At 61.3% G+C, this 22,229-nt stretch carries 19 protein-coding genes, 1 pseudogene and 1 riboswitch; of the genes and pseudogenes, 4 read left to right on the top strand and 16 right to left on the bottom strand.

All coding sequences use genetic code 11. The features are described 5' to 3' along the window. Positions 1 to 878: iron-containing alcohol dehydrogenase (locus tag QZ079_RS02410; RefSeq protein WP_297034627.1), on the bottom strand; the 878-nt coding region annotated here is incomplete at its 3' end. Between the two features lie 209 nt (positions 879 to 1,087). Here QZ079_RS02410 and QZ079_RS02405 point away from each other — a divergent pair. Then, on the top strand, positions 1,088 to 1,729 hold the full coding sequence (locus QZ079_RS02405) for a TetR family transcriptional regulator (RefSeq protein ID WP_297034624.1): 642 nt from the start codon (positions 1,088 to 1,090) through the stop codon (positions 1,727 to 1,729). Between the two features lie 275 nt (positions 1,730 to 2,004). On the opposite strand, the gene ugpC is transcribed toward QZ079_RS02405, so the two are convergent. The 6 genes from ugpC to QZ079_RS02375 all read right to left on the bottom strand — a co-directional run bounded on the left by ugpC (position 2,005) and on the right by QZ079_RS02375 (position 9,064). Beyond that, on the bottom strand, positions 2,005 to 3,192 hold the full coding sequence (gene ugpC / locus QZ079_RS02400) for an ABC transporter ATP-binding protein (protein WP_297034623.1): 1,188 nt from the start codon (positions 3,190 to 3,192) through the stop codon (positions 2,005 to 2,007). Between the two features lie 76 nt (positions 3,193 to 3,268). Next, on the bottom strand, positions 3,269 to 4,762 hold the full coding sequence (malQ, locus tag QZ079_RS02395) for a 4-alpha-glucanotransferase (protein WP_297034620.1): 1,494 nt from the start codon (positions 4,760 to 4,762) through the stop codon (positions 3,269 to 3,271). 92 nt (positions 4,763 to 4,854) lie between these two features. Beyond that, complete coding sequence (locus QZ079_RS02390; RefSeq protein ID WP_297034617.1) at positions 4,855 to 5,883, bottom strand: LacI family DNA-binding transcriptional regulator; 1,029 nt, start codon at positions 5,881 to 5,883, stop codon at positions 4,855 to 4,857. Positions 5,884 to 5,916: 33 nt separating this feature from the next. Then, complete coding sequence (locus QZ079_RS02385; RefSeq protein ID WP_291289460.1) at positions 5,917 to 6,753, bottom strand: carbohydrate ABC transporter permease; 837 nt, start codon at positions 6,751 to 6,753, stop codon at positions 5,917 to 5,919. After that, entirely contained in the window at positions 6,754 to 7,596 is an 843-nt protein-coding gene (locus QZ079_RS02380) for a carbohydrate ABC transporter permease (RefSeq protein WP_297034613.1), read from the bottom strand. A 109-nt stretch (positions 7,597 to 7,705) separates the two neighbouring features. Beyond that, positions 7,706 to 9,064, bottom strand: coding sequence for an ABC transporter substrate-binding protein (locus QZ079_RS02375; protein WP_297034610.1), 1,359 nt, complete (start codon positions 9,062 to 9,064; stop codon positions 7,706 to 7,708). A 390-nt stretch (positions 9,065 to 9,454) separates the two neighbouring features. Here QZ079_RS02375 and QZ079_RS02370 point away from each other — a divergent pair, with 390 nt between their 5' ends. After that, positions 9,455 to 10,288 carry a YaaA family protein gene (locus tag QZ079_RS02370; RefSeq protein WP_297034607.1) on the top strand — a complete coding sequence of 278 codons (834 nt, stop codon included), beginning with the start codon at positions 9,455 to 9,457 and terminating at the stop codon, positions 10,286 to 10,288. Between the two features lie 181 nt (positions 10,289 to 10,469). On the opposite strand, the gene QZ079_RS02365 is transcribed toward QZ079_RS02370, so the two are convergent. The 9 genes and pseudogenes from QZ079_RS02365 to QZ079_RS02320 form a co-directional block, all read right to left on the bottom strand. Then, positions 10,470 to 11,387 carry a tyrosine-protein phosphatase gene (locus QZ079_RS02365; RefSeq protein ID WP_297034604.1) on the bottom strand — a complete coding sequence of 306 codons (918 nt, stop codon included), beginning with the start codon at positions 11,385 to 11,387 and terminating at the stop codon, positions 10,470 to 10,472. A 174-nt stretch (positions 11,388 to 11,561) separates the two neighbouring features. Next, positions 11,562 to 11,846: a hypothetical protein gene (locus QZ079_RS02360; RefSeq protein WP_297034602.1), complete on the bottom strand. Its 285-nt coding sequence runs from the start codon at positions 11,844 to 11,846 to the stop codon at positions 11,562 to 11,564. After that, positions 11,843 to 12,526: a hypothetical protein gene (locus QZ079_RS02355; RefSeq protein WP_297034599.1), complete on the bottom strand. Its 684-nt coding sequence runs from the start codon at positions 12,524 to 12,526 to the stop codon at positions 11,843 to 11,845. The genes QZ079_RS02360 and QZ079_RS02355 overlap by 4 nt, the downstream gene beginning before the upstream one ends. 138 nt (positions 12,527 to 12,664) lie before the next feature. After that, positions 12,665 to 13,495, bottom strand: coding sequence for a MurR/RpiR family transcriptional regulator (locus QZ079_RS02350; protein ID WP_291289467.1), 831 nt, complete (start codon positions 13,493 to 13,495; stop codon positions 12,665 to 12,667). A gap of 173 nt (positions 13,496 to 13,668) precedes the next feature. Beyond that, positions 13,669 to 14,883: a hypothetical protein gene (locus QZ079_RS02345; RefSeq protein WP_297034595.1), complete on the bottom strand. Its 1,215-nt coding sequence runs from the start codon at positions 14,881 to 14,883 to the stop codon at positions 13,669 to 13,671. A gap of 3 nt (positions 14,884 to 14,886) precedes the next feature. Then, complete coding sequence (locus tag QZ079_RS02340; RefSeq protein WP_291289469.1) at positions 14,887 to 15,825, bottom strand: hypothetical protein; 939 nt, start codon at positions 15,823 to 15,825, stop codon at positions 14,887 to 14,889. An 8-nt stretch (positions 15,826 to 15,833) separates the two neighbouring features. Next, positions 15,834 to 16,684: pseudogene (locus QZ079_RS02330) on the bottom strand (PTS system mannose/fructose/sorbose family transporter subunit IID). 1 nt (position 16,685) lies between these two features. Further along, the gene (locus tag QZ079_RS02325) at positions 16,686 to 17,489 is read right to left on the bottom strand and encodes a PTS sugar transporter subunit IIC (protein ID WP_297034586.1); all 804 of its coding nucleotides are present in this window, start codon (positions 17,487 to 17,489) and stop codon (positions 16,686 to 16,688) included. Next, positions 17,486 to 17,977, bottom strand: coding sequence for a PTS sugar transporter subunit IIB (locus QZ079_RS02320; protein WP_297034583.1), 492 nt, complete (start codon positions 17,975 to 17,977; stop codon positions 17,486 to 17,488). The genes QZ079_RS02325 and QZ079_RS02320 overlap by 4 nt, the downstream gene beginning before the upstream one ends. Before the next feature lie 1,638 nt (positions 17,978 to 19,615). Beyond that, positions 19,616 to 19,761: riboswitch (TPP riboswitch) on the top strand. Here QZ079_RS02320 and thiC point away from each other — a divergent pair. Together thiC and thiD are read left to right on the top strand one after the other, a co-directional pair. Next, positions 19,753 to 21,144: a phosphomethylpyrimidine synthase ThiC gene (gene thiC, locus QZ079_RS02315; protein WP_297034580.1), complete on the top strand. Its 1,392-nt coding sequence runs from the start codon at positions 19,753 to 19,755 to the stop codon at positions 21,142 to 21,144. Its footprint overlaps the riboswitch before it by 9 nt. A 309-nt stretch (positions 21,145 to 21,453) precedes the next feature. Continuing rightward, the coding region (thiD, locus tag QZ079_RS02310; protein WP_297034577.1) for a bifunctional hydroxymethylpyrimidine kinase/phosphomethylpyrimidine kinase at positions 21,454 to 22,229 on the top strand (776 nt) is incomplete at its 3' end.

Below are 22,229 nucleotides of genomic sequence, written 5' to 3'. Positions count from 1 at the left end.
AGCGTCATGCCGTGCGTGGCGTCGGTGTGGGCGCCGACGGCCTGGCCGAGCATATGGACCTCCCAGTCCGTGGACTTGCCGCAGGCCACGAGCGTGTTGAGCGCCCAGGTGGCGCACCACATGATGTTGGAGCGGGCCTCATAATCCTCCGGGTTGGCCACGGCGGCGCGGCTGGCGGTGACCAGCGACCGCATGAGGCCCTCGGAGAGGTAGTCGGACGTGTTGTCGTCCGTGCCCGAGAAGTACTGCTCGGTGATGTGGTTCATGATGTCGAAGATGCCGGCGACCATCTGGTACCTGGGAAGCGAGTAGGTGAACTCGGGGTTCAGCACGGCAAAGCGCGGGAACACGCGCGCGTCGGCGAAGACGTGACCGACCTTCATCCTGGCCTCGTGGTTGGTGATAACCGATCCGCAGTTCATCTCCGAGCCCGTACCGACCATCGTGAGAACCGAGCCCACAGGGATGACATCGAGGTCGGCCGCCGGCTCGTCGAAGTCCACCCAGTACTTCTGCCAGGGGTCAACGTCCGCAGGCAGGTTTGTGGAGACGGCCACCGCCTTGGCGTAGTCGACGCAGGAGCCGCCGCCTACCGCGAGGATGAGGTCGACGTGGTTCTCGCGCGCGATGGCCACGCCCTCGTGGAGCTTCTTGACCGTGGGGTTGGGCATGACACCCGCGTCCTCGACGACGGTCTTGCCCGCCGCCTCAAGCGCAGCAATCACTTGGTCGTAGATGCCGTTTCGCTTGATGGAGCCGCCGCCGTAGACGAGCTGGACGGTGGGACCGTACGCTGCGAGCTCCGTTGCGAGGGCGTTCATGGCGTCTTTGCCAAAGATGAGCTTGGTGGGGTTGTGATAGGTGAAGTTACCGAGCATGATGTCTTCCCTTCCGCAAATGATAATTCCAGTAGCTGGTACTGAAATTATCATTTTGCAAGTGACGCGGCGTTACTTGTCGAGCATCAATATAAGCTACGTAGCGTTACTTGTAAAGTATTTAATTTTCTTCTCGTTATCTATATTGCATTTTGACCATCGATGCGTCACATATGCTATAGTGCAAGGTGAGGTACCTGGAGGCAAGCATGCAAGAGTTCATCCGCGCGCGCAGCGACGAGCAGAAAGCGATGCGCATCAACGAGATCAAAGAGGCGGCACGACGCCAGTTCGCAACGCGTCCCTATCACGAGATCACGCTCACCACCATCGCCGAAGAGCTCGGCTGGTCGCGCGCCAACCTCTACAAATATGTGACCACCAAGGAAGAAATCTTCCTTTTACTCACCGGCGACGACTACACCGCCTACTTCCAGGCGCTCCTCGCCGCGCTTCCTGAGGACTGCGGCTATAGCGCGGATGTGCTCGCGGAGGTCTGGGCGGGCATCGCCAACGCGCACCAGGAGTATTTCCGCCTGGGCGACCTGCTCTCCACCATCATCGAGACGAACGTGACTGTCGAGCGACTTGCAGAATTCAAAAAGGGCTACTACAGCTTCGTCGACGCCATGACGGAACGACTCCCCCACATCATCGATATCGAGCCCAAAAATGTCGACCCGCTTATCCTCGCCATCTACTATCATGCGGTGGGATATGTGAGCGGCTGCTGGCACAACCCGCTCATCGCTGAGGCGCTCGAGCGCATCGGACGCCCGCGCCACGTCCCGCCGTTCCGCGACGAGATGCGCGACTTCATCCTCATGTGCCTCGAACGCTACACGCGCTGACGCTTCGCTGACATGTCCCAAAATGCACCTGTCCCCTTTTAGGACATCAGCGTGGATGTCCCAAAAAGGGACAGGTGCATTGTGGGACATGGCGGCACATAAGCGACGGGAGGCTCCGCCCACGGCCATCACCGCGAACGGAGCCTCCCAGCACGGAGGAAGGAACGGGCGCTCGGTGGACGAACGCCCGGAACACCTATGTTCAACACACGCGCGCAGTCACCAGCCCGGCACGGCGCACCGTGTTAAAAACCCCTAGGGTAATGTTACCCAGCCTACTCCAGGTTCTCGTCGGTCTCCTTGCTGAAGAAGTGCAGCGCGCCGCCGCCGAAGGAGAACGAGATCTGCTCGCCGGGGCTCAGCACGAGCGGCTTGCCCTCGAGGCTCGTCGTCTGCGCGACGATGATGCTATCGTGGCCGTACACGCTCACGTGCAGGTTGATTGAGCTACCCATCATCTCGGTCACGTCGACGGTGCCGGTAAGCACGTTCTCGGCCTCGTCGGTGAGCGAGATGTCCTCGGGACGCACGCCGAGCGTGATGGACTGCGAGCCCACGCCCTTCGCGACGAGCGCGGCCTGCTTCTCGGACGACGGCGTGATGATCGCATCGCCGATACGCACGGTGTAGGCGTCGCCCTCGCGCACGAGCTCGGCATCGTAAAAGTTCATCTGCGGCGTGCCGATGAACCCAGCCACGAAGAGGTTGCTGGGGTGGTTGTAAACCTCTTGCGGCGTGCCGATCTGCTGGACCATGCCATCCTTCATGACGACGATGCGGTCGCCGAGCGTCATGGCCTCGGTCTGATCGTGCGTAACGTACATGAACGTGGTGTCGATGCGATCGCGCAGCTTGATAATCTCGGCGCGCATCTGGTTGCGAAGCTTCGCGTCGAGGTTCGAGAGCGGCTCGTCCATGAGCAGCACCTTGGGCTCGCGTACGATGGCGCGGCCGATCGCCACGCGCTGACGCTGGCCGCCGGAAAGCTCCTTGGGCTTGCGGTCGAGGTACTGCGTGATACCGAGGATCTGCGCTGCCTCCTCGACCTTCTTATAGCGCTCCTCCTTGCCCACCTTGCGGAGCTTCAGCGGGAATGCCATGTTGTCGCGCACCGTCATGTGCGGGTACAGCGCGTAGCTCTGAAAGACCATGGCGATGTCGCGATCCTTGGGAGCCACGTCGTTCATGAGTTTGCCGTCGATGTAAAGCTCGCCGCGGGTGATCTCTTCAAGGCCGGCCACCATGCGCAGCGTCGTCGACTTGCCGCAGCCCGAAGGACCCACGAGCACGACGAACTCGTGATCGGCGATATCGAGGTTGAAATCCTCGACGGCGACGACGCCCTCGTCCGTCACCTTGAGGTTCGGCCCTTTCTTCTCGCCATCGTGCTTCTTGGGTGCGGGCTTCTTGCCGCCCGCGTGCGGATACACCTTCTCGATATGCTTCAGATTCACCTCGGCCATGATCTCTTCCTCCTCAAAGACCATTCGTCTCTGCGCAGCAACTCCGGGGAGCACCGCGCCGTGCTTGCATGAGCGCCTAGCCCCGCTCGGGCAACCGCTCGTAGAGTTCCATCTGGCGATGCAAACGGCTCGCGAGCTCTTCGCTCGCAAAGCCTGGCAGCGCGCGCCAGCACCAATTGCCGCCAAGGGTCGAAGGCGTGTTGATGCGCGCCTCACTCCCCAGCTCGAGCAGATCCTGCATCATGACGATCGCCGTGTCGGCCACGCTCGACCAAATGGCGCGCATCATGCCCCAGCCCTCGCCCTCACGTTCATCGAGGTGCAGGTAGGCACGGGCGAGCTCGACGTCGCCGGGATCGGCCGTCTCGAGCCAGCCGAGCGCCGTGTCGTTGTCGTGCGTGCCCACATAGGCAACGCAGTTCTTAACGAAGTTGTGCGGCTGGGATACCCTGCCGCCGCCGTCACGACTATCGAAGGCGAACTGCAGCACCTTCATGCCGGGGCAGCCCGTGTACTCCAGGAGCTCGTACACCGAGGGCGTAAGGAACCCCAGATCCTCGGCCACGATGGGACACTGCCCGAGTTCGCGCTCGAGCGCATCGAAGAACGCCGTGCCCGGCCCCTCACGCCAGCGCCCGCCCGCCGCCGTGTCGGCGCCTGCAGGAATCGCGAAGTAAGAGTCGAAGCCGCGGAAATGATCGATGCGCAGGATATCGTATAGACCGAGCTGGAAGCGGATCCGCTCGATCCACCAGCTGAAGCCGTCCTCGGCCATCTCGTCCCACGCGAAGAGCGGGTTTCCCCAGAGCTGTCCCGTGGCAGAGAAGCCGTCGGGCGGGCAGCCGGCCACCTCGATGGGGCGCAGATCGTCGTCGAGCTGGAACTGGTCGGGGTGCGCCCATAGGTCGGCGCTGTCCTCGGCCACGTAGATGGGCATGTCGCCCATGAGACGGATGCCTTGCTCGTGCGCATAGGCACGCAGACGCTCCCACTGACCGAAGAACAAGCACTGCACGCCCTTCCAGAAGAGTACCTCGTCCGTGAGCTCAGCCGATGCCGCGGCGAGCGCCTCGGGGTCGCGCAAACGCAGCGGCTCGTCCCATGCGCCGAGCGCCTCGCCGCCGCACGCGCCCTTGATGGCCATGAAGAGCGCGTAGTCCTCGAGCCATGCGTGCTCGCGCGCGCAGAACTCTTCGAACTCGTCGCGGCGCGCATCGAGCAGACGACGCACGGCATGGCGGAGCACACCGAAGCGCCGCTCGTACAGCAGGCCATAATCGACGCACGCAGGGTCGCTCCCCCACGCGATCGTCTGGTACTCATCGGGCTCGAGCAATCCCTCGTCACACAAGTCATCGAGATCGATGAGATAGGGATTGCCTGCGAACGACGAGCACGACTGGTATGGTGAATCGCCGTAGCTCGTGGGGCAGATCGGCAGCAGCTGCCAGATCGATTGCCCGGATGCGACCAGAAAATCTATGAAGGAGCGCGCCCCGGCACCGAGTGTGCCTACGCCCCAAGGCGAGGGCAGCGCGGTAACAGGCATCAAGATGCCGGCGCTTCTCATGCTTCTCCTCCTCTCAATGCGGAACCCCCAGCGACACCGGGTTTCCGCTCTCTACCCACCGGTCACGCGCCGCGACGAAGACGCCGCCGCGCTTATGCGACTCGGCAAGGTTCTTGTTCGACCGCTCGCACGCTCTCGCGATTGAGCAGCTGATGCGAGACCATCTCCCGCACGGGCTGTTCCTCACCGGCGAGCGCCGCGAGGAGCGCCTCGACGCTCCGCGATGCCAGCAGGCGTGTGTCCTGCCTGATCGTCGTGAGACGCGGCACGCTAAACTGCCCTGCGGCAAGACCGTCGAAACCCGCGATGGAGATGTCCTCGGGGATGCGCATCCCCATGTCGAACACCGCGCGCATAGCCCCAATCGCGATGGCATCGCCAAGGGCGAAGACGGCGGTGAGATCCGGTGCACGCATGATGAGGCGCACCGCTGCGTCGTAGCCCTCCTCCATGGAGAAGTGGCACGGCTCGAAATCTCGCTCGTAATCGAACTCGATCCCGTGCGCACGCAGCGCCTCCTCGGCACCATGCAGGCGCCTGCCGCCCACCTGGGAGAGCGACCGCTCGCCGCCGATGATGCCGATCCTGCGGTGCCCGGCGCCGTACAGGTACTCCATGAGCTCGCGCGCGGCAGCGACGTCGTTCGTCGACACACTCGACAGGTTCTTGAAGCCAAGCCCCGCCGCCGTGTTCGTGACGAGCACCGCCGGCACGCTGATATGGCTGAACGCCGCCTTGAAGTAGGCCGGGTCGCCGCCCAAAAACACGATGCCCTTGGGGTGCCGCAGGCGCTCGTAGCGAAGCGCGGCCTCGACCTCGTTATCGTCTTCGCCAAGGTACACCACGTCCGGCTGCTCTTCCGCCTCGCGCAAAAGCGCCTGCACCCGCTCGAGGATGTCGGCGAAGAGCATGTTCCGCGAGCCCTTCACGAAGACGGCGATCGACAGGTGCGACTGCATCTTGAGGTAACGCGCGTTCGAGTTGGGCTCGTAGCCGACCTCTTCGACAACCGAAAGCACCCGCTCCCGCGCGCGCTCGCTCACATTGGGATGACCGTTGAGCACGCGCGAGACCGTCCCCAGGCTATAGCCCGAAAGCCGTGCTATGTCGCGGATGTCCATGATGCGCCTCGCCTTAACCGCTCGCCCGGTAACCTAGCCCTTCACCGCGCCGGCAGCGACACCCTTGATGATGTGCTTCTGGCACAGCAGGTAGAAGATGACGACCGGGATGACCGCCATGATGAGCGCTGCCATGATGGCGCCCATGTCCACGCGGCCGTACGATCCCTTCATGAACTGAATCACGATAGAGATCGTCTTGTACTCGGTGGTATCGAGCACGAGGTACGGCAGCAGGAAGTCGTTCCAGATCCACATGGCCTGCAGAATCGCCACCGAGATGTAGGTGGGCTTCATGATGGGCAGCACCACGTTGAAGAACGTGCGGATGGGAGAGCACCCGTCGATGAGCGCCGCCTCCTCGATCTCGATGGGGATGGACTTCACGAAGCCGCAGAACATGAAGACCGCGAGCCCCGCGCCGAAGCCCAGGTACACGATGATGATGCCCCAAGGCGTGGAGAGACCCAGACGGTCAGCCACGAGCGAGAGCGTGAACATGACCATCTGGAACGGCACGACCATGGAGAGCACGCACAGAAGGTACACGCCCTTCGTGAAGCGGTTCGCCACGCGCGTGATGAACCATGCGCACATCGAGCAGCAGATGAGGATCACGAGGACGGAGCCCACGGTGATGAAGACCGTCCAGCCCACGGCGTCGAGGAATCCGTAGTAATCGATGGCCTGCATGTAGTTCTCGAGCCCCACGAACGTCAGCTCCGTGGGGAAGTTAAACGGCTGCAGGCTGATGAACGTACGGCTCTTGAACGAGTCCATGAGCACGATGAGCACAGGCAGCACCCAGGTGAAGCACAGGATGGTGAAGAACACGGTCCCGATGGTGCTCAAAAGCTTCTTCTGCTTCATTTATGCCTGCACCTCCCTCGAGCGCGTCACGCGCAGCTGGATAAGGCCGATCGCCACGACGACGAGACAGAAGATGACCGCCTTCGCCTGGCCGACACCCTCCCAGCCCACGCGGCCGTAGAACGTGTTATAGATGTTGAGCGCCAAAAGCTCGGACATCTTCGACGGCTCGCCCGCGGTGAGCGAGAGGTTCTGGTCGAAGAGCTTGAAGCCGTTGGTGATCGAGAGGAACGTGCAGATGGTGATCGAGGGCATCATCATGGGGATGATGACGCTCTTCAAGCGCTGCCAGGGGCCTGCGCCGTCGACCTCGGCGGCCTCGAGGACATCGGTGGGGATGGACTGGAGCCCGGCGATGTAGATGATCATCATGTAGCCGATCTGCTGCCATGCCACGAGGATGACGAGACCGGCGAAGCCGTACCATTCGTTCAGGTTAATCGCCTGGCTGTACTGGGCGAGGATGCCGTTGAAGATGAGCTGCCAGATATAGCCGAGCACGATGCCGCCGATGAGGTTCGGCATGAAGAAGATGGTGCGGAAGAGGTTGGTGCCGCGCATCTTCTGCGTGAGCGCAAGTGCGAGCGCGAAGGCGATGACGTTGATCACCAGAAGCGATACGACCGCGAAGAGCGCCGTGAACCAGAACGCATGCTGGAAGACGGTGTCCTGAAGGGCGCGCACATAGTTCGTGATGCCGTTGAATTCGGCATCGACCACGGTGGTGAAGTCGCAGAACGACAGCCACACGCCCATGATGAACGGCACAATGAAGCCGATGACGAACGCCGCGAGTGTGGGCACCAGAAAGACTGGCCAGTACTTGCGGATGGTTTTCTCCATAGCTAACCTCCCTTGCAAAAAACGACGGCGGACGGGTTGGAAACCCGCCCGCCGACCTTAGGGGTTCAACAGATCCGACGGGGCGAGCCCTCGTCGAGCTGCGGGATGCTTACGCCTTGGAAGCGGCGGCCTCGGTCGCCCAACCATCGACGAACGCGGTCACGACGCCGTCCCAGTTGCCATCGGTCTGATCGGCCGCGTACGTGGTGAGCGCGGAGCCGACGCCGTTCTTCCACTCCTCGGAAGGCATGGTGGAGAAGTTCCAGGAGACCGGGGTCTTCTCGGCGTTAATCTCGTCCGCGAGCTTGTTCAGGACGTTGTTGGACGGCTGGTTGCCCTCGAACGGAATCACGAAGCCCATGCCGGCCTCACCGGAAGGCATGGCGCCCTCGGAGCCGCACATGGCGGTCGTGCCAGTCTCGGAGGTCACGCACCAGTTGATGAAGTCGAGCGTCGCCTTGATGTCGTCCTCAGAGGCGTTCTTGTTCACGCACCAGTAGTTCTCGGAGCCCGTGCAGATGCCCTGGTCCTCTTCGCCCTCGACGCCGATGTAGATCGGCAGGAGGCCGAGGTTGTCGTCATTCACGACGCTGCCCTCGGCGACGACGTTCGCATACTCCCAGGTGCCGTTCTGATAGAAGACGGCCTGGCCGGTCGTGAACTCGGCGGTGGCGTCGTCGGCGGTCTTCGTGGAGAGCAGGGTCGGCTCGCACGTCGCGTTGTTGATGTAGAGATCCCAGATCTGGCGGTAGTTATCGAGATAGAGGCCCTCGATAGCATCCGTGGAGTCGATACCCCTCTCCTTGTACTCATAATAGATGGGCAGGTTCGCCAGGTGGGTCTTGAAGCGCCAGTCGGAGCTGGAGTCCATACCGGCGGAGGTGAAGGCGGAGAAGCCGAGCTCGTCCTTGCGGGCAGTGATGTCCTCGACGACGGCCTTCAGACCCTCGAAGTTGGTGATCTCGTCCGCGGTGTGGCCGGACTGCTCGAGCAGATCCTTGTTGTAGATGATGCCGTAAGACTCGATGACGTAGGCGACGCCCTTCGTCTTGTCGTCCTCGCCCTTAAGCGCGTAGGCGTCGTTGGTGAGGGTGCTCATGACGTCCGTGCCATCGAGGTCGTAGCAGTAGTCGACCCAGTTGGCGAGACCCACAGGGCCGTTCACCTGGAAGAGGGTCGGCGCGTCGGTCTTGGCCATCTCGGACTTGAGGGTGGTCTCGTACTGACCGGAAGCGGCGGTGCTGACGGTTACCTCGACGCCCGTCTCCTCGGTGTAGACCTTGGCGAGCTCCTGCCACTGGGGATCCTGCTCGGGCTTGAAGTTCAGGTAGTAAACCTTGCCCGTGCCGCCCGCGGGAGCGCTGCCGGAGCCGCCCGCAGAGGTGCCGCCACCCGAGCAACCAGCCAACGCAGCGACGCTTGCCGTGGCACCGAGACCGGCCGTGATGAACTGACGACGATTAAGCATGATGACTTCCTCCTCACGTTGTCATCTGAAATTGGAAACGTTTCCAATCTCTTCCACTTGCATTATTGCACGCTTGTAAAACTTTGGAATGAAACGTTTCCAAAAATACCGTTCACGGCAGACGTATCACCGTTCACCGTTCACCATTCGGCGAACGGTCGATGCTATGGAAACTGTTCCACTACGCCCCACGGTGACTCATTTGGGGACGGGGTCGTTTTGAGTCATTTGACTCATTTGACTCATTTGGGGACGGGGTTGTTTTGAGTCATTCAACATGCGCCTGTCCCTTTTGGCTGATTCATGTGACTCACTATGAGACAATCGGACTCAGGTCTAGCAACGCCATGCCCCCCCTGATTCGACCTATCGACTCATCGAAAGAACGCCATGCTCCAGGTCATCATCTCCCCCGCCAAGCAGATGCGCGTCGCGCGCGATTCGTTCGCACCGCGCGGTATCCCGCCGTTTCCCGAGCAAACGGAGCAACTCTTCCACGAGCTCCGTCGCATCGAGCGAAACGAAGGCGCGGAAGGGCTCCGCAGGCTTTGGAACGTGAACGACGCCCTGCTTGCCCAAAACATGGAGCTGCTCGACCGCTTCGAGGCCGTGCGCGATGAGGCAGTCCTCGACGACCCTGCCATCGCGACGCTCGTCTCCCCTGCCGTCTTCTCCTACGTGGGCATCCAGTACCGCAGCCTTGCTCCCGAGGTGCTCGACCTCGACGCACTCACCTGGCTGCAAGAGCATCTGTGGATTGTGTCCGGCTTCTATGGGTGCGTGCGGCCGTTCGACGCCGTCGAGCCCTATCGCTTGGAGATGGGCGCGCGCCTCGCCGTCGACGGAGCGCGCGACCTCTATGCGTTTTGGGGCGACCGCATCGCGCGGACGATCACCGCGCACCAGCCAATAACCCCCGTCCCCAATGGCGGGCAGACGGTGGTGAACCTCGCGAGCGTCGAGTACGCCAAGGCCGTGCTGCCACACTTGAGCTCGGACACGCAGATCATTACCTGCATCTTTGGCGAGGAGCTCCGCGACGGCAAGGCCGTGCAGCGGGCGACGGCATCGAAGATCGCACGCGGCTCCATGGTGCGCTGGATGGCAGAGCGCAGCTGCGCAGACGCTGCCGAACTCACTGCCTTCAACGTGGGCTATCGCTTAGCGCCGGAGCTTTCCGAACACGGCGGGCGTGCCTCGAGGCTCGTCTTTCTGCGCGCCTGACTACGGCCGACCGTTCCCCTCACCGTTACTCAGCCGTTCGCCCTGCGAGCACACATGCACTGCGTCGACATATTTCGACACTTTTCCGCTTCCAAAGCAAAAAAGTGTCGAAATATGTCGACGCAGTGAGGTAGAGGACAACTCAACAAAAGGAGGCGGAAACGGAACGGCGGCAATGACCCTACGCCAGATACCGAGCGCGCAGCTCCTCGACCTCGGTAGGGGTGATCCCGAGCGCAGCGTTGATGTAGCCCATGAGGCTGCCGTACTGCTCCACCACACCATCGCGGGCGGCGTAGAGCGCGCGCATGACGGCCGGGTACGAGAACGACTGCTCATCGCTCGCGAAAATGTTCGTCGCGAGGTAATCGGACTCGATATCTTCCCAGGAAACGCCGAGCGCCGTCTCCACGAGTACCGACGCGATGCCGCAGCGGTCGCGTCCGACCGAGCAGTGCCAGAGCGCCGCGCCATGGTCGAGCTCGAGGATCTCGCGGAAGAGCCGTCCGTAGCCCAGCATGCCCGATTCGCTCAACAGCAGGTAGCGATACATGACCTCCATGCCGTCGCCCTGGTCTTCACGCATAGCGCGCTCGAACTCGCGGCGCTCGCGCATGACCTTGTCGCGCGTCGCCTTCTCCTGCGTGATGCCCTCGACGCTGCGAGCAAGGATATCGGCGTGCACGTAGCGTGCCCCGGGAAAGGCGTCCATGGGATCGGGAATCTCGATAAGCTCCTCGACGTTGCGCAGGTCGACGACGAGGTTCAGATGGTATTCGTCGCGCAAGCGGCTGAGGTCCTCGTCGCTGCCGAAGCCAAGCGCGCCGGAGCGCAGCAAGAGGCCGCGTTTGACGGTGCGCCCGTCCGCGCCCACGAGACCGCCCAGATCGCGCGTGTTGGGCAGGTGACCGAAATCGATCCAGCCGAACGTCTCATGGCCAGCAGGGCCGGGTGTCGCAGGAACCTCGACCGGGATCGGCGCATGTTGCTCGAAATAGGCAATGCGCCGCTCGATGCGACCCTCGACCTCTTCGATGCCGCCAGGCGCGGCGCCTCTGATAGTTCCGTCGAGCGAATACAGCTCCTCTGCGTCTGCCATAGCACGTCCCCCTCGCGTTTACGTCAGGTTATCCGACGCACCATTGTGCCATCTGAGCGCCTGCCGCGCCATCTCCCTACACCGCATTCATGCGAGCCTTGCGAGAAATCCCATAATCGAGCAACGCTCGCCAAGACAGCCACTGTCACCGCCGTCAAACCTTCGGTCTCGACCTCACAACCGCCGCGCCACGACCGCGATCGCATAGGAAGCGATTCCGGCGACGATGCTCGCGAACACGAGCGGCCACGTCGCGTCGAGCCAGAACATGAGCGCCGAGAAGGCGCCGCACATCGCCAGGACGAATGAGGCGGCAACAAAGGCCAGTATCAGTGTGCGAATCATCCCCCGCTCGAGCGCGAGCGCGCGCCGCGCCCCGTACACGGCAATCATTGGACCCAGAAAAAACGCTACATACACGGCCGCCAGACCGAGAAGCCCGAGTATCGCCTCCGTCATGCTTCCGCTTCCTCGCCGATGAATTCGGATAGCAGCTTCATCGTGGCGGCGCTACCTTGCTTGAGGCCTGCGCGCTGGTCTTTCCCCACCGCGAGCACATCGGCGACGAGCGACCGGTGCTGTGCCAGCACCTCATTGGGGACGGGAATCGAAAGGGAGCCCGTCTCGCGCAGCGCCCAGTTGATTCCCATGAAGTTGTAGAGCACCGAGGAATCGCGGTCGTCTGCCGTGGTGAGCCAGGTCACCCCATCCACGATGGCGGATCTTGTTATCGCAGCATACGGAACGGAAAGCTCATCGTCTCCGATGCGGCATCGCAGCCCCGCCTCCTCGGTCTCTACGACGAAACCTCGTCCGCCGTATTGCTTGGTGAGCTGGCGAATCGCCACGCGGTTGCGGAACGCCGTCGCGCTTCCCGGGCGCACCGCCACGAACACGGCGAGCACGGCGACACCCACGAGCACGACTGCGTACAGATACGGATTGCCCGATACGTCGAGCGAGGTGCCCGTTTTGGCAGACCACACAAGTGCGCAGATATATGCGATAGCGAGTCCGCCGAGCAGAATGGTCGAGACGATGCCCACCTTCCTGTTGTACCGGTCGCTCTCGGCGCGGAACATATTCGTGGCAAGCGTTTTGTCGAACGGCAAGCTCCAGCTGGCATGGTCAACGCTCATATCGAGCCTCCTCGCATCTGTCTTACACTGCCCCATTTTCCCATCGGAATTATCAGGTTGCGTAAAGGCAAGGTAAGCAGAGCGAGGAGAACGCGTTCCGCGCCGGCGGAGCCGGAATCGAAACCGCCGGCCCGTGGACTACTTGCGCTCGGAGAATGCTGCGACGATGTTGTTGCCGTACTGCCTGCGGTAGAGCTTCTGGTTGCATTGGAACACGCAGGCGGCGAGCGTCTCGACAACGTAAACGAGCCCCGCATCCGTTCCCATCGAGGCCGCGGGCGACGATCGGTCGCTGATCTCGAGTACCTTGAGGTGCACGTCTGAAGCCTCTACCAGCGGGTTCTTGCCTGCGTTGGAGATTGCGATGACGGGGACTCCCCTGCTGCGTGCATACTCCGCGATGCCGACCGGCTCAGATTTCTCGCCCGACTTCGATACGATGACCACCACGTCGCGCTGCGGATCGAGCTGGAACACGCGCCGCTTGGTGAGGATGGAGTTGTCTTCGCACAGCGCGCCCTTGCCGATCTCGATGAGCAGCTCTGAAAGATAGCTCGCGAAGAGGTTGCTTGTGGTGTAGCCGTAGCAGACGATGTTCTTGGCGCCGTCAATCAGCTTCGCCGCGCGCACGAAGCACTCGGCATCGTTGCTCTGACGGATGCTCTGGATGATGTCGCAGGTGCGCTGACCGAGCTTCTCCAAAATGTCGGACGCCGTATCGCTCTCCTGGATCTCGGTGGAAGACTCCCCCACGGAGTTCTTCGCATCGTCGATCATCTCGCCGAACATGCGGTATCCGAGCTTCTTGGAGAACCGAACGACTGTCGCCTGCCCGATGCCCAACCGTTCAGCCAGCTCATACGAGGTCACGCCATCTACATCGCCGCCGTTGATAATGAGGTAGTCGGCAATCTTCTTCTCGGTCATGGTGAGCTTGGTATACAGGCTGTTGACTTTGGTGGAAAACATCGTTCATCCTCGCAGCAAAAAATCGTTGAGCCACGCTCCACTATATCCGAAGCAACCGGCACAAAGCGACGTCGCATGCTGGATAACCACGCAATAACTAGGCAACGGGCGCCCCGAAGCCATGCTGCCGGGGTGCCCGTGATACGCCAAGATGTAAAGCGGCCTGCCGTGAGCTAGCGCAGCGCAGGAGGCATCCACCTAGGGCATGCGACCTCGCGAACCGCGTCGACGAGCATCTCGTGCGCGATCCGCTCTTCTACAACCGAAAGGTCGAGGTCACACACGATGCGGACGGCCTCATCGACCCCCTCGTTCTCGATCAGGCGCGCGATCTCGACGGACTCCGGTTCCTGCTCGTCTGTGTAGCAGAAGCCGTGGGCGGCAGCGCGTACGATGAAGTAGGGAACGATTCCCTCCTTGATGCACAGGATCGCCGGCCCCAGGAACCGATCGCCCTTCTTGAGCTTGCGCTTGGGCTGGCGCACGATCCGCGCGATGCGGTCGTGGAAGAACGGGGTATCGAACTTCTCCATCATGACCTTGATGGCCGCTTCATCGGGGATGGGGATGCCATAGGCGGAGTCGAGCGCGCGCCGGCCCTCGTGCCACGCATAGAGCGCCAGGGAGCCGATGCGCTCGTCCTCAATCGCCTCGTTCACCGTCTCGTACCCCGCGCACGCCCCCATGAAGCCGAGCGAGCAGTGGATGAGATTCTCACTCCAGATCTTCTCGATCATGCTGAGCTCGACGTTCGAATCGAGCTGGAAAAACGACGGACACCGATGTCCCGCCCCGAAGGGAAGGCGATCCTCGACGGGCAGCACCGATTTGTTGTCGCCGGTGAGCGCAAACCGGTCGCCATCGACCGTGCCCGCGTTCACCACCTTGCGATTCGCCTTCGAGGTCGCGAGCGCCATGTGCGCGGCGGCGAAGGCACGCTCCGCATCGGAGAGCGCGTCTTCGATCGCCTTCTGGAAATACGCTCGAAGCCCGACGAAATTTCCTCCCAAGATGACAGCCACCGGCGCGTCTATCCCCCGCTCCATACGAACGCGCACCATATCGGCAAGCACCGAGGCGACGTCCTCGAACGATTCGGGGAAGACCGCGGTCGCGATGTAGGAGGCGCGTGCGAGGGCATCGAGGTACGCATCGCGGTCGTGGACGTCAACGCACTCGAAACCCGAGACGCGCACGCGCCTCACGTCGCCCGAGAGCAGATCCTTCTCCTCGACCGTGTAGTACCCCTGCTCGCGCAAGCCGTCCATGAGCCGCGAGTCGGTGTCCGCAAAGGTGATGCGGTAACCCCCTTCTTCGAAGAAGAGGGCGCCGAACATCCCGCGCCCGGTCTGGCCGGCACCCACGATCACGACCCGTTCAGGCTCCATGGCCTACGCCTCCTTTTCGTGATAGGAGATGGCGATGCAGTCCATGGGCCCTGCGAGCTCGAACGCGCCGTAGCCCGCCGGCACCAAAAGGGTCTCCCCGAGCCCGAGCGAGACGCCGTCGATACTCCCCGACCCGCGCACGCAAGTGATGAAGAGGAAGGAATCATACTCGTAGGAAGCCTTCTCCTCGACCTGCAAGCGAAGGGCGACGTATTCGCCGTCGACGTCGTGATAGGTGATGAGCTTCATCCCCGGTAGCACGACAGGCTGCGGGGGCTCGACACAGAACGGAACCTCGGGAAAATGCACGCATGCGTAGACATCGTCCAAGGCGAGCGGGCGGTCGGGATCATTGCGACCCTCGTCGAAGAACCGATACGTGATATCGCTGTTGGTCCCGAACGTAGCCGAAATCGCACCAGCACCCTTACCGCCATGGATCACGCCGGCAGGCGTGTGGACGTAGTCACCGTCTCGCACCTCGATCGTCCCGAACAGCCGACCCCAGTCCTGCTGCTCCACGCACTCTTTGAACTCCTCCAACGAGCCAACCTTGTGACCGAACAGCCACGTGGCCGTCCTACCCTCGTCATCGAGCGTCACCGCGCCCGATACTTTCCCCCGGCAGCCCTCATGCACGAACGCATAGGCGTCGTCGGGATGCAGCTGGTAGGACTGGAAGCCTTCGTTGCACGTGATGGTCATGCGGACGGGAAAGACCTCGTCCGAGCAGGCGAAGAGCTCGCGATGTTTCTCGTAGAACGTCGAGAGCGGCTCGCCTGTCTCGCGAACGATGTTGTCCAACTCGCCGGGCAGCGCGATGGCGCAGTAGATGGTTCCCACGGTGGGCAGGTCGGTATCGATCCCGAAGCGGTCGATGAGCTTCCTGCCCGCCCAGATAAACGACTTGTAGAGGGGATCGATATGATAAATGCGCATCATCGCTCATCCTACAGGATTCCCACAAGGCCGAGCACGAGCACGGCAGCCATGAGACCGAAAATCATCTTCGTGACCGAAACGCCCTTCTTGGCGACGAGGTACCAGCATCCCACCACAAGCAGGAGGCTCAACACGTTGGGGAACACGCCGTCAATGACCGACTGCAAGACGACTGGGTCGGCATCGGCCGAGGCGGCGAACTGCAACGGCGTGGTGAGCTTCACATAGCTCGCGGAGAGGGCGCCGATGATCACGATGCCGAAGAGCTGAACGGCGACCTTGATGTTCTCGATCGCCGAGCCCATGAGCATGGTGATGGCGTCCTTGCCGAGCTCATAGCCCTTGTTGAACAGGAAGCGCGCGTAGACCCACAGAAGATCGGCGTCGCGATGATGAACGCGATGACGCCGAGCGGGCTGTAGGGGCCGGTGCCCGTAAGCGAGATGGCGATGGTGGTGAGCAGCGGGAGCACCGTTGCCTGGATGAGGCTGTCGCCGATGCCCGCTAGAGGCCCCATGAGGGATGACTTGACCGTACGGATCATGTCGTCGTCCACGTCGGCACCGAGCGCCTTCTGCTCCTCCATGCCCACAAGAATGCCCCAGAGCACACTCGCAGTGGTCTGCTCGGTGTTGATGAAGTCAATCATGCGGAGCATGCCCTGCTTCTGACCTTCTGCATCGTAGTATTTCTTGTACAGGGGGATCATATCGTAGGCGTAGCAGTTGCCGTGCCAGTTCTCAAGGTTGCAGCAGTAGAGGTACTGCAGTTGATAGCGCCAGAACAGCGCGTTGAGCTCTTTTTGCGACAGGGGCTCGGCGTTCGTGGCGGTCGTTTCCTGGATAGCATTCTCGCTCATGTTACAGCTCCTCGTCATCGTCGGCGGCCACAGCGGCACCTGCGACCTGGGGTTGGCCGTTCTTTTCAATGAGGTAGTAGAAGAAACCGATCGCAGCGGCAACGATGCCGATGGCAATGAAGCTCATGCCCATGACCGACAGCATCATGAAGCCGAGGACGAAGAAGATGAACATCCAGTTGCCGGAGATGTTGAACTTGAGGAGCATGGCCATGCCCACCGCGGGAAGCGTGTTTCCCAAGAGGCTTAAGGCATGCAGCACGTTCTCGGGGATGACGGCCAGAAGCCCGTCGACCGCGTCGGCGCCCAGATAGAGCAGGACGAACACGACGAAGAAGTTCTTCGCGACGAGGAACAGCTGCGGCAGGACCACGTTACCCATGAAGATGGTGCTGTAGTTCGTGTTTTCGATTCCCTTATGCACGATGCTCGTGCAGAACGTGTTGAACGCGCGCATCACATGCACGAGGTTCGCGGTGAGCACCGAGACGGGAGCGGCGAGCGCGAGTGCGGTGCCGGTGTCGAGACCGTTAATAATGGAGAGCGCCATGATGGGATAGGATGCAACGCCCACGTCGATCGTCACAGCGCCACCCACCGCAAAGGCGCCCATATACGCGAGCTGGAAGGCGATGCCCAGCTCGAGGCCCTTCTGGAGGTCGCCGAAGATCAAGCCGACCAAGAGGCCGCCCACCAGCGGACGCTGGCAGGTATAGCGACCGAACACCATGCCGCCGAACGAGGCGAACGTATCGGTCAGATAATACAGAACTGCAACGAGCAGTACTTGAACGAAGTAGGTCATGAATGCACACCCGCTTTCGACTTGGCATTCGCCCACGTGAGATTAGGCGTGGTGAATGCAGGGTTAATGATCAGCTCGGTTCCATGCGCTTCCAGAACGTTCAGGTCGTCGATCTGATCCGGCGTGAGGTAGAGCATCTTCTCGATGAGCATAGCCCCCTCCACGTTGGGCTGCGGACCGATGTTCAGGACGCCAGTGAATGAGAAGCCGCGCTCAACAAGGTTTCGCGCAGCCCTCGTAGTCTTGAAGATGACCATGTAGCTCTTCTTGGACTGGACGGCTTCGGGAAGCTTCACCGAGGCTCGTTCCTCGGTGAATGCCAAGAGGCGAAGCGAGCCAAGTGCGCTTTTGAACACCGTTTGCATAAAGGTATCCTGCGCGATCTCGTCATCGACGATGATCACGCCATCCACCGGATGCTCCTTGGTTATCTTCGTGGTCGTCTGACCATGTACGACTCTGCTGTCAACGCGATAATGAACGATCATCAACCCACCTCTCAATACTAGAGATCGTTGGTACGAAGGCCTTCAACGCAATCATGCCATAGCCTTCCGCCAATAAGTCAAATAATTCATTTTTTTCGCTAAACGGATGAATTATTCGGTTTATCGGTAGGAGGATGATGTCATACCGGGGTAGGCTCGGCTGGTTCAGGTAGAGACGCCCCTGAGGTAAGTCCGCGCAACGAGGCGCTGAAAGCCGCCATACGAAAGAGCCGCGAGAAGCGCACCAAGTCACAGGGAAAGCACTTCAAGCGGCGGTAAGCGGAGGGCGCGGGATTAACGCCCCACACCTCCGCATCATTGTACCAGATGGGAGGCAAGATGCTTGTTTCTGGCGTCCTTCCTGGGGACGCTCATAGCAATAGCAGCCTGCTTGATTACCAGAAAAAAGAGCTTTGGCCAACAATGCCTTCAGGCGGTGCTCAGGAGGCTTCCTGACTTGCTAAGAGCCCTTCGCCCCTTTTTACTTGAGCAGCAGAGCGAGCCCGTCGATCGCATTGAGTTCTTTTCTATTAAGCTACCTCGCTAAAACTGAAAGTACTGCCACCGGATGGGACGATAGCACCCCCTTCACTCAGGCATGAACTCCGCTGCTGTCTGGGCGCATTGAACACAGGATGAAGTTTTTCACGCGTAATGGGTTGTCGATATTTTCGTTAGACAAAATCTGTTGCTCGGCGAAGGCGGTTTGATTGCCAGCTAGAATGCCGCCGCTCCAAAACCAGAGATACCGTCTATTGCGGCATATGGGCCTTTTACGCATATCAACTACCGCCTAGCGATTAAGGCTTTCTTAATAAGGGAAATCTATTTTTACCCGGTACTGTTCGGTATTGGTTCAGACCAACAGCGATTGGAGGCCTGTTATATGTGTGACTTTCTAATCTATTTAGGGGTCGCCCTTGGTCTTGTTTCAGCCGCGTTGACGATTGCATGTTTTGCCGGTCGCAACAGATGGCCAAGAAATCGTCTGGCATTTGCATATTAAATTAGCTTGGCTCTTTGTTCGGTTTCTATTGTATGTAACGTATGATCCATTGCGATGGGCGTACAAGAGGGTGATTGGCAGTCGCTTATCGACACCGTGCCGTATTGGGCTGCCTGCTTCACCGGCATGGTTGGATTCAACGTGCTTGTCGGACTGGCATCACTTGCTTCTCAACGGGTAAGGACGGGAAGATGACGATGCGTGGGGGGGGTTTGATTACCAGTCAGAATGCCACTGCCCCAAAACTCGTCAACGTGTGTCTTCGGAATGAACTGATGGCGACTCCTCGCGTAGTCGACGAACCCGCTTTCCGAGAAACCGCTCCTGTGGAGGACTATCCCATGCGGCTGCTTCGATATGGGCTCGGGAAGCAACTCCGTCTGCCTGCCATGCATGTACGCGGCGATGCCTAGCTTGAGCATCTTTACATAATGGCAGAACGTGAGACAACTCGACACATAAAGGGCATCACGCCTGACCGAGCCGACGATGCAAGATTGACACCGCGATGTCGGAAATCAAAACCGTAACACGAGCGGCATGCGAGAGCTCGAAATCAGCCTTGCACGCCGCTCGTGTTGCGGTTTTGCCTTGCCGGTATCCTCGACGCACTGTTCGGCACGCTATAATGCTACCGACATACGGGGAGCTTGCAGGCAGCGCGAGCGAGCAACGACGACTCGCGACGCGAACGGCAGGCTGAGAGGGGGCGCGCCCGCCCCGACCCGCAGAACCTGACATGGGTAATGCCAACGAAGGGAGCCGCATCATGGATGCATCGCAGAACCCAACCACAATCAGCACCGCCGCCGAGGCCTCAGCCGCCACTCCCCTGCGCCCGGACGGCAGCCCTTGCGTCACGCAGCTCGACTTCGCGCGTGCAGGCGTCATCACGCCGGCCATGCGCGCCGTCGCCGAGCGCGAGCACCGCGACCCAGAGTTCATCCGCGCCGGCGTCGCCGCCGGGCGCATCGCCATCCCGGCGAACATCCGCCACCTCGAGATGGGGCTCGAACCGCGCGGCGTGGGCGAAGGCCTTTCCACCAAGGTGAACGTGAACTTGGGCATCTCGGGCGACGTCGCGAACGCCGACGTGGAATGGGAGAAGGTCCACACCGCCGAGCAATTCGGCGCCGACGCTATCATGGATCTCTCCAACTCCGGCAAGACGCGCTTCTTCCGCCAGGAACTCGTCCAGAAAACCCCGCTCATGGTGGGCACCGTGCCCATGTACGACGCGATTGGCTACATGGAGAAACCGCTCATCAAGCTCACCGTCGACGACTTGCTGGAAGTCACGCGCGCGCACGCGGAGGACGGCGTGGACTTCCTCACCATCCACTGCGGCATCAACAAGAGCGTCGTGAAGACGTTCAAGGAGACCGGCCGACTCATGAACATCGTGAGCCGCGGCGGATCGCTCCTCTTCGGCTGGATGGAGGTCACCGGCAACGAGAACCCGTTCTACGAGTACTACGACGAGATTCTGAAGATCTGCCACGAGTACGACGTGACCATCTCGCTCGGCGACTCGTGCCGACCGGGCTGTCTCTATGACGCAAACGACGCGGTGGAAACGGCCGAGATGATCGAGCTCGGCAAGCTTACGAAGCGCGCATGGGACGCCGGCGTGCAGGTCATGATCGAAGGCCCCGGCCACATGCCCATCAACGAGATCGAGGCGAATGTGCGCCTGGAGAAGAGCCTCTGCCACGGTGCGCCCTACTATGTGCTGGGGCCGCTCGTCACAGACATCGGGGTAGGCTACGACCACATCACCGCGGCGATCGGTGGCGCCATCAGTGCGAGCGCTGGCGCGGACTTCCTGTGCTATGTGACGCCTGCCGAGCATCTGTGCCTGCCAGACGCGAAAGACGTGCTCGACGGCCTCATCGCCACCCGCATCGCCGCGCACGCGGCCGACATCGCCAAGGGCGTGCCCGGTGCGCAGGAGGCCGACAACCGCATGGGCGACGCCCGCCGCCGCCTGGCATGGGACGAGATGTGGCAGTACGCACTCGATCCCGTGACCTCGAAGGCGCGCTACGAGGCCTCCCCCGCCTCGACCGAGGGCACCTGCACCATGTGCGGGAAGATGTGCGCGGTGCGCACGGTGAACAAGGTGTTCGAGGGCACCACGATCGACCTGGACGCGGAGTAAATCTCTCCGGAGGTCGGGGCAGCTATATCATCCCGTGCTCAAACAGCGCTGACGCGAACTGCGCACGGGACGATATAGCCGCCCCGACTCATATCGTTTATCTTCTCCAAGGCCAGGGCGAGCGCGGTGCCGCGACCACCGTCCGCCAGGGGTGCTTGAGATGGAACGGCTGCAGCTTTTTTCTTTTTCCATGGGCACCTTGCTTGGAATGGGTACGAGAACGATTGATGTAGTCCGGCCGCCTCGGCCTATCGTCCCGCGCGCAGTTCGCGCAGCGATGAGGCGGCCAGAATTGAAAGCGAGGCACACATGACAAGCAAGACCATTCCCGCCGTGCTCTCGATTGCGGGCTCGGATTCGAGCGGTGGCGCGGGCATCCAAGCAGACATTAAGACCATCGCGGCGCACCACCTCTTTGCCGAGACGGCCATTACCGCACTCACTGCGCAGAACACCACGGGCGTGCGCGCCGTTCTCGAGGCGACGCCGGAATTCGTCGCGCAGGAAATCGACGCTGTCTTCGAGGATATCCCGCCCGCGGCGGTGAAGATCGGCATGGTTTCTTCCGCAGCGATCATCGAAACCATCGCCGAGCGCCTCGAGCATTGGGGCGCGAAGAACATCGTCGTCGACCCCGTGATGGTCGCGACCTCGGGTGCCCGCCTCATCGACGAGGGTGCCGTTGAGGCGCTCACCTCCCGTCTTCTCCCCCTCGCCACGGTCATCACGCCAAATATCATGGAGGCCGAGGCCCTTGCTGAGCGTGCCATAGAATCGAGCCACGACCAGGCGCTCGTCGCCCAGCAGCAGTATCTCGCGGACCATATATCTACCTCCTGGCTTTTTCCCGATTATAGCACCATCCGCCGCGCCCCGCAACAGGAGAAGGCCCCGTCAGGGGCCTTCTTCAGCGGTCAGTTCCAATATCTCCTTCAGGCGCAGCATCATGCCGTTGGCGGCGGAGCCGGCGGCGTCGAGGTCGTATTTATAGTCGCGGCCCTGCGGCTGCGTGAACTCCGCGCGCACGCCGTCCTCCAGCTGGGTGAAGGTGAGGACAGAGCCGTCGCCAAAGTCGAGGCGGATGG

The organism is uncultured Enorma sp., assembly GCA_905210055.1.
Lineage (GTDB): Bacteria > Actinomycetota > Coriobacteriia > Coriobacteriales > Coriobacteriaceae > Enorma.
Note: the sequence above shows the minus strand (reverse complement) of the source record. Positions and strands in the feature narration are given on the sequence as shown.

Bases quoted from the DNA above. Each gene is read 5' to 3' on its own strand.
- QZ079_RS02405 (WP_297034624.1), top strand. From the start codon at position 1,088: ATGCAAGAGTTCATCCGCGCGCGCAGCGACGAGCAGAAAGCGATGCGC.
- ugpC (WP_297034623.1), bottom strand. From the start codon at position 3,192: ATGGCCGAGGTGAATCTGAAGCATATCGAGAAGGTGTATCCGCACGCG.
- malQ (WP_297034620.1), bottom strand. From the start codon at position 4,762: ATGAGAAGCGCCGGCATCTTGATGCCTGTTACCGCGCTGCCCTCGCCT.
- QZ079_RS02390 (WP_297034617.1), bottom strand. From the start codon at position 5,883: ATGGACATCCGCGACATAGCACGGCTTTCGGGCTATAGCCTGGGGACG.
- QZ079_RS02385 (WP_291289460.1), bottom strand. From the start codon at position 6,753: ATGAAGCAGAAGAAGCTTTTGAGCACCATCGGGACCGTGTTCTTCACC.
- QZ079_RS02380 (WP_297034613.1), bottom strand. From the start codon at position 7,596: ATGGAGAAAACCATCCGCAAGTACTGGCCAGTCTTTCTGGTGCCCACA.
- QZ079_RS02375 (WP_297034610.1), bottom strand. From the start codon at position 9,064: ATGCTTAATCGTCGTCAGTTCATCACGGCCGGTCTCGGTGCCACGGCA.
- QZ079_RS02370 (WP_297034607.1), top strand. From the start codon at position 9,455: ATGCTCCAGGTCATCATCTCCCCCGCCAAGCAGATGCGCGTCGCGCGC.
- QZ079_RS02365 (WP_297034604.1), bottom strand. From the start codon at position 11,387: ATGGCAGACGCAGAGGAGCTGTATTCGCTCGACGGAACTATCAGAGGC.
- QZ079_RS02360 (WP_297034602.1), bottom strand. From the start codon at position 11,846: ATGACGGAGGCGATACTCGGGCTTCTCGGTCTGGCGGCCGTGTATGTA.
- QZ079_RS02355 (WP_297034599.1), bottom strand. From the start codon at position 12,526: ATGAGCGTTGACCATGCCAGCTGGAGCTTGCCGTTCGACAAAACGCTT.
- QZ079_RS02350 (WP_291289467.1), bottom strand. From the start codon at position 13,495: ATGTTTTCCACCAAAGTCAACAGCCTGTATACCAAGCTCACCATGACC.
- QZ079_RS02345 (WP_297034595.1), bottom strand. From the start codon at position 14,883: ATGGAGCCTGAACGGGTCGTGATCGTGGGTGCCGGCCAGACCGGGCGC.
- QZ079_RS02340 (WP_291289469.1), bottom strand. From the start codon at position 15,825: ATGATGCGCATTTATCATATCGATCCCCTCTACAAGTCGTTTATCTGG.
- QZ079_RS02325 (WP_297034586.1), bottom strand. From the start codon at position 17,489: ATGACCTACTTCGTTCAAGTACTGCTCGTTGCAGTTCTGTATTATCTG.
- QZ079_RS02320 (WP_297034583.1), bottom strand. From the start codon at position 17,977: ATGATCGTTCATTATCGCGTTGACAGCAGAGTCGTACATGGTCAGACG.
- thiC (WP_297034580.1), top strand. From the start codon at position 19,753: ATGGATGCATCGCAGAACCCAACCACAATCAGCACCGCCGCCGAGGCC.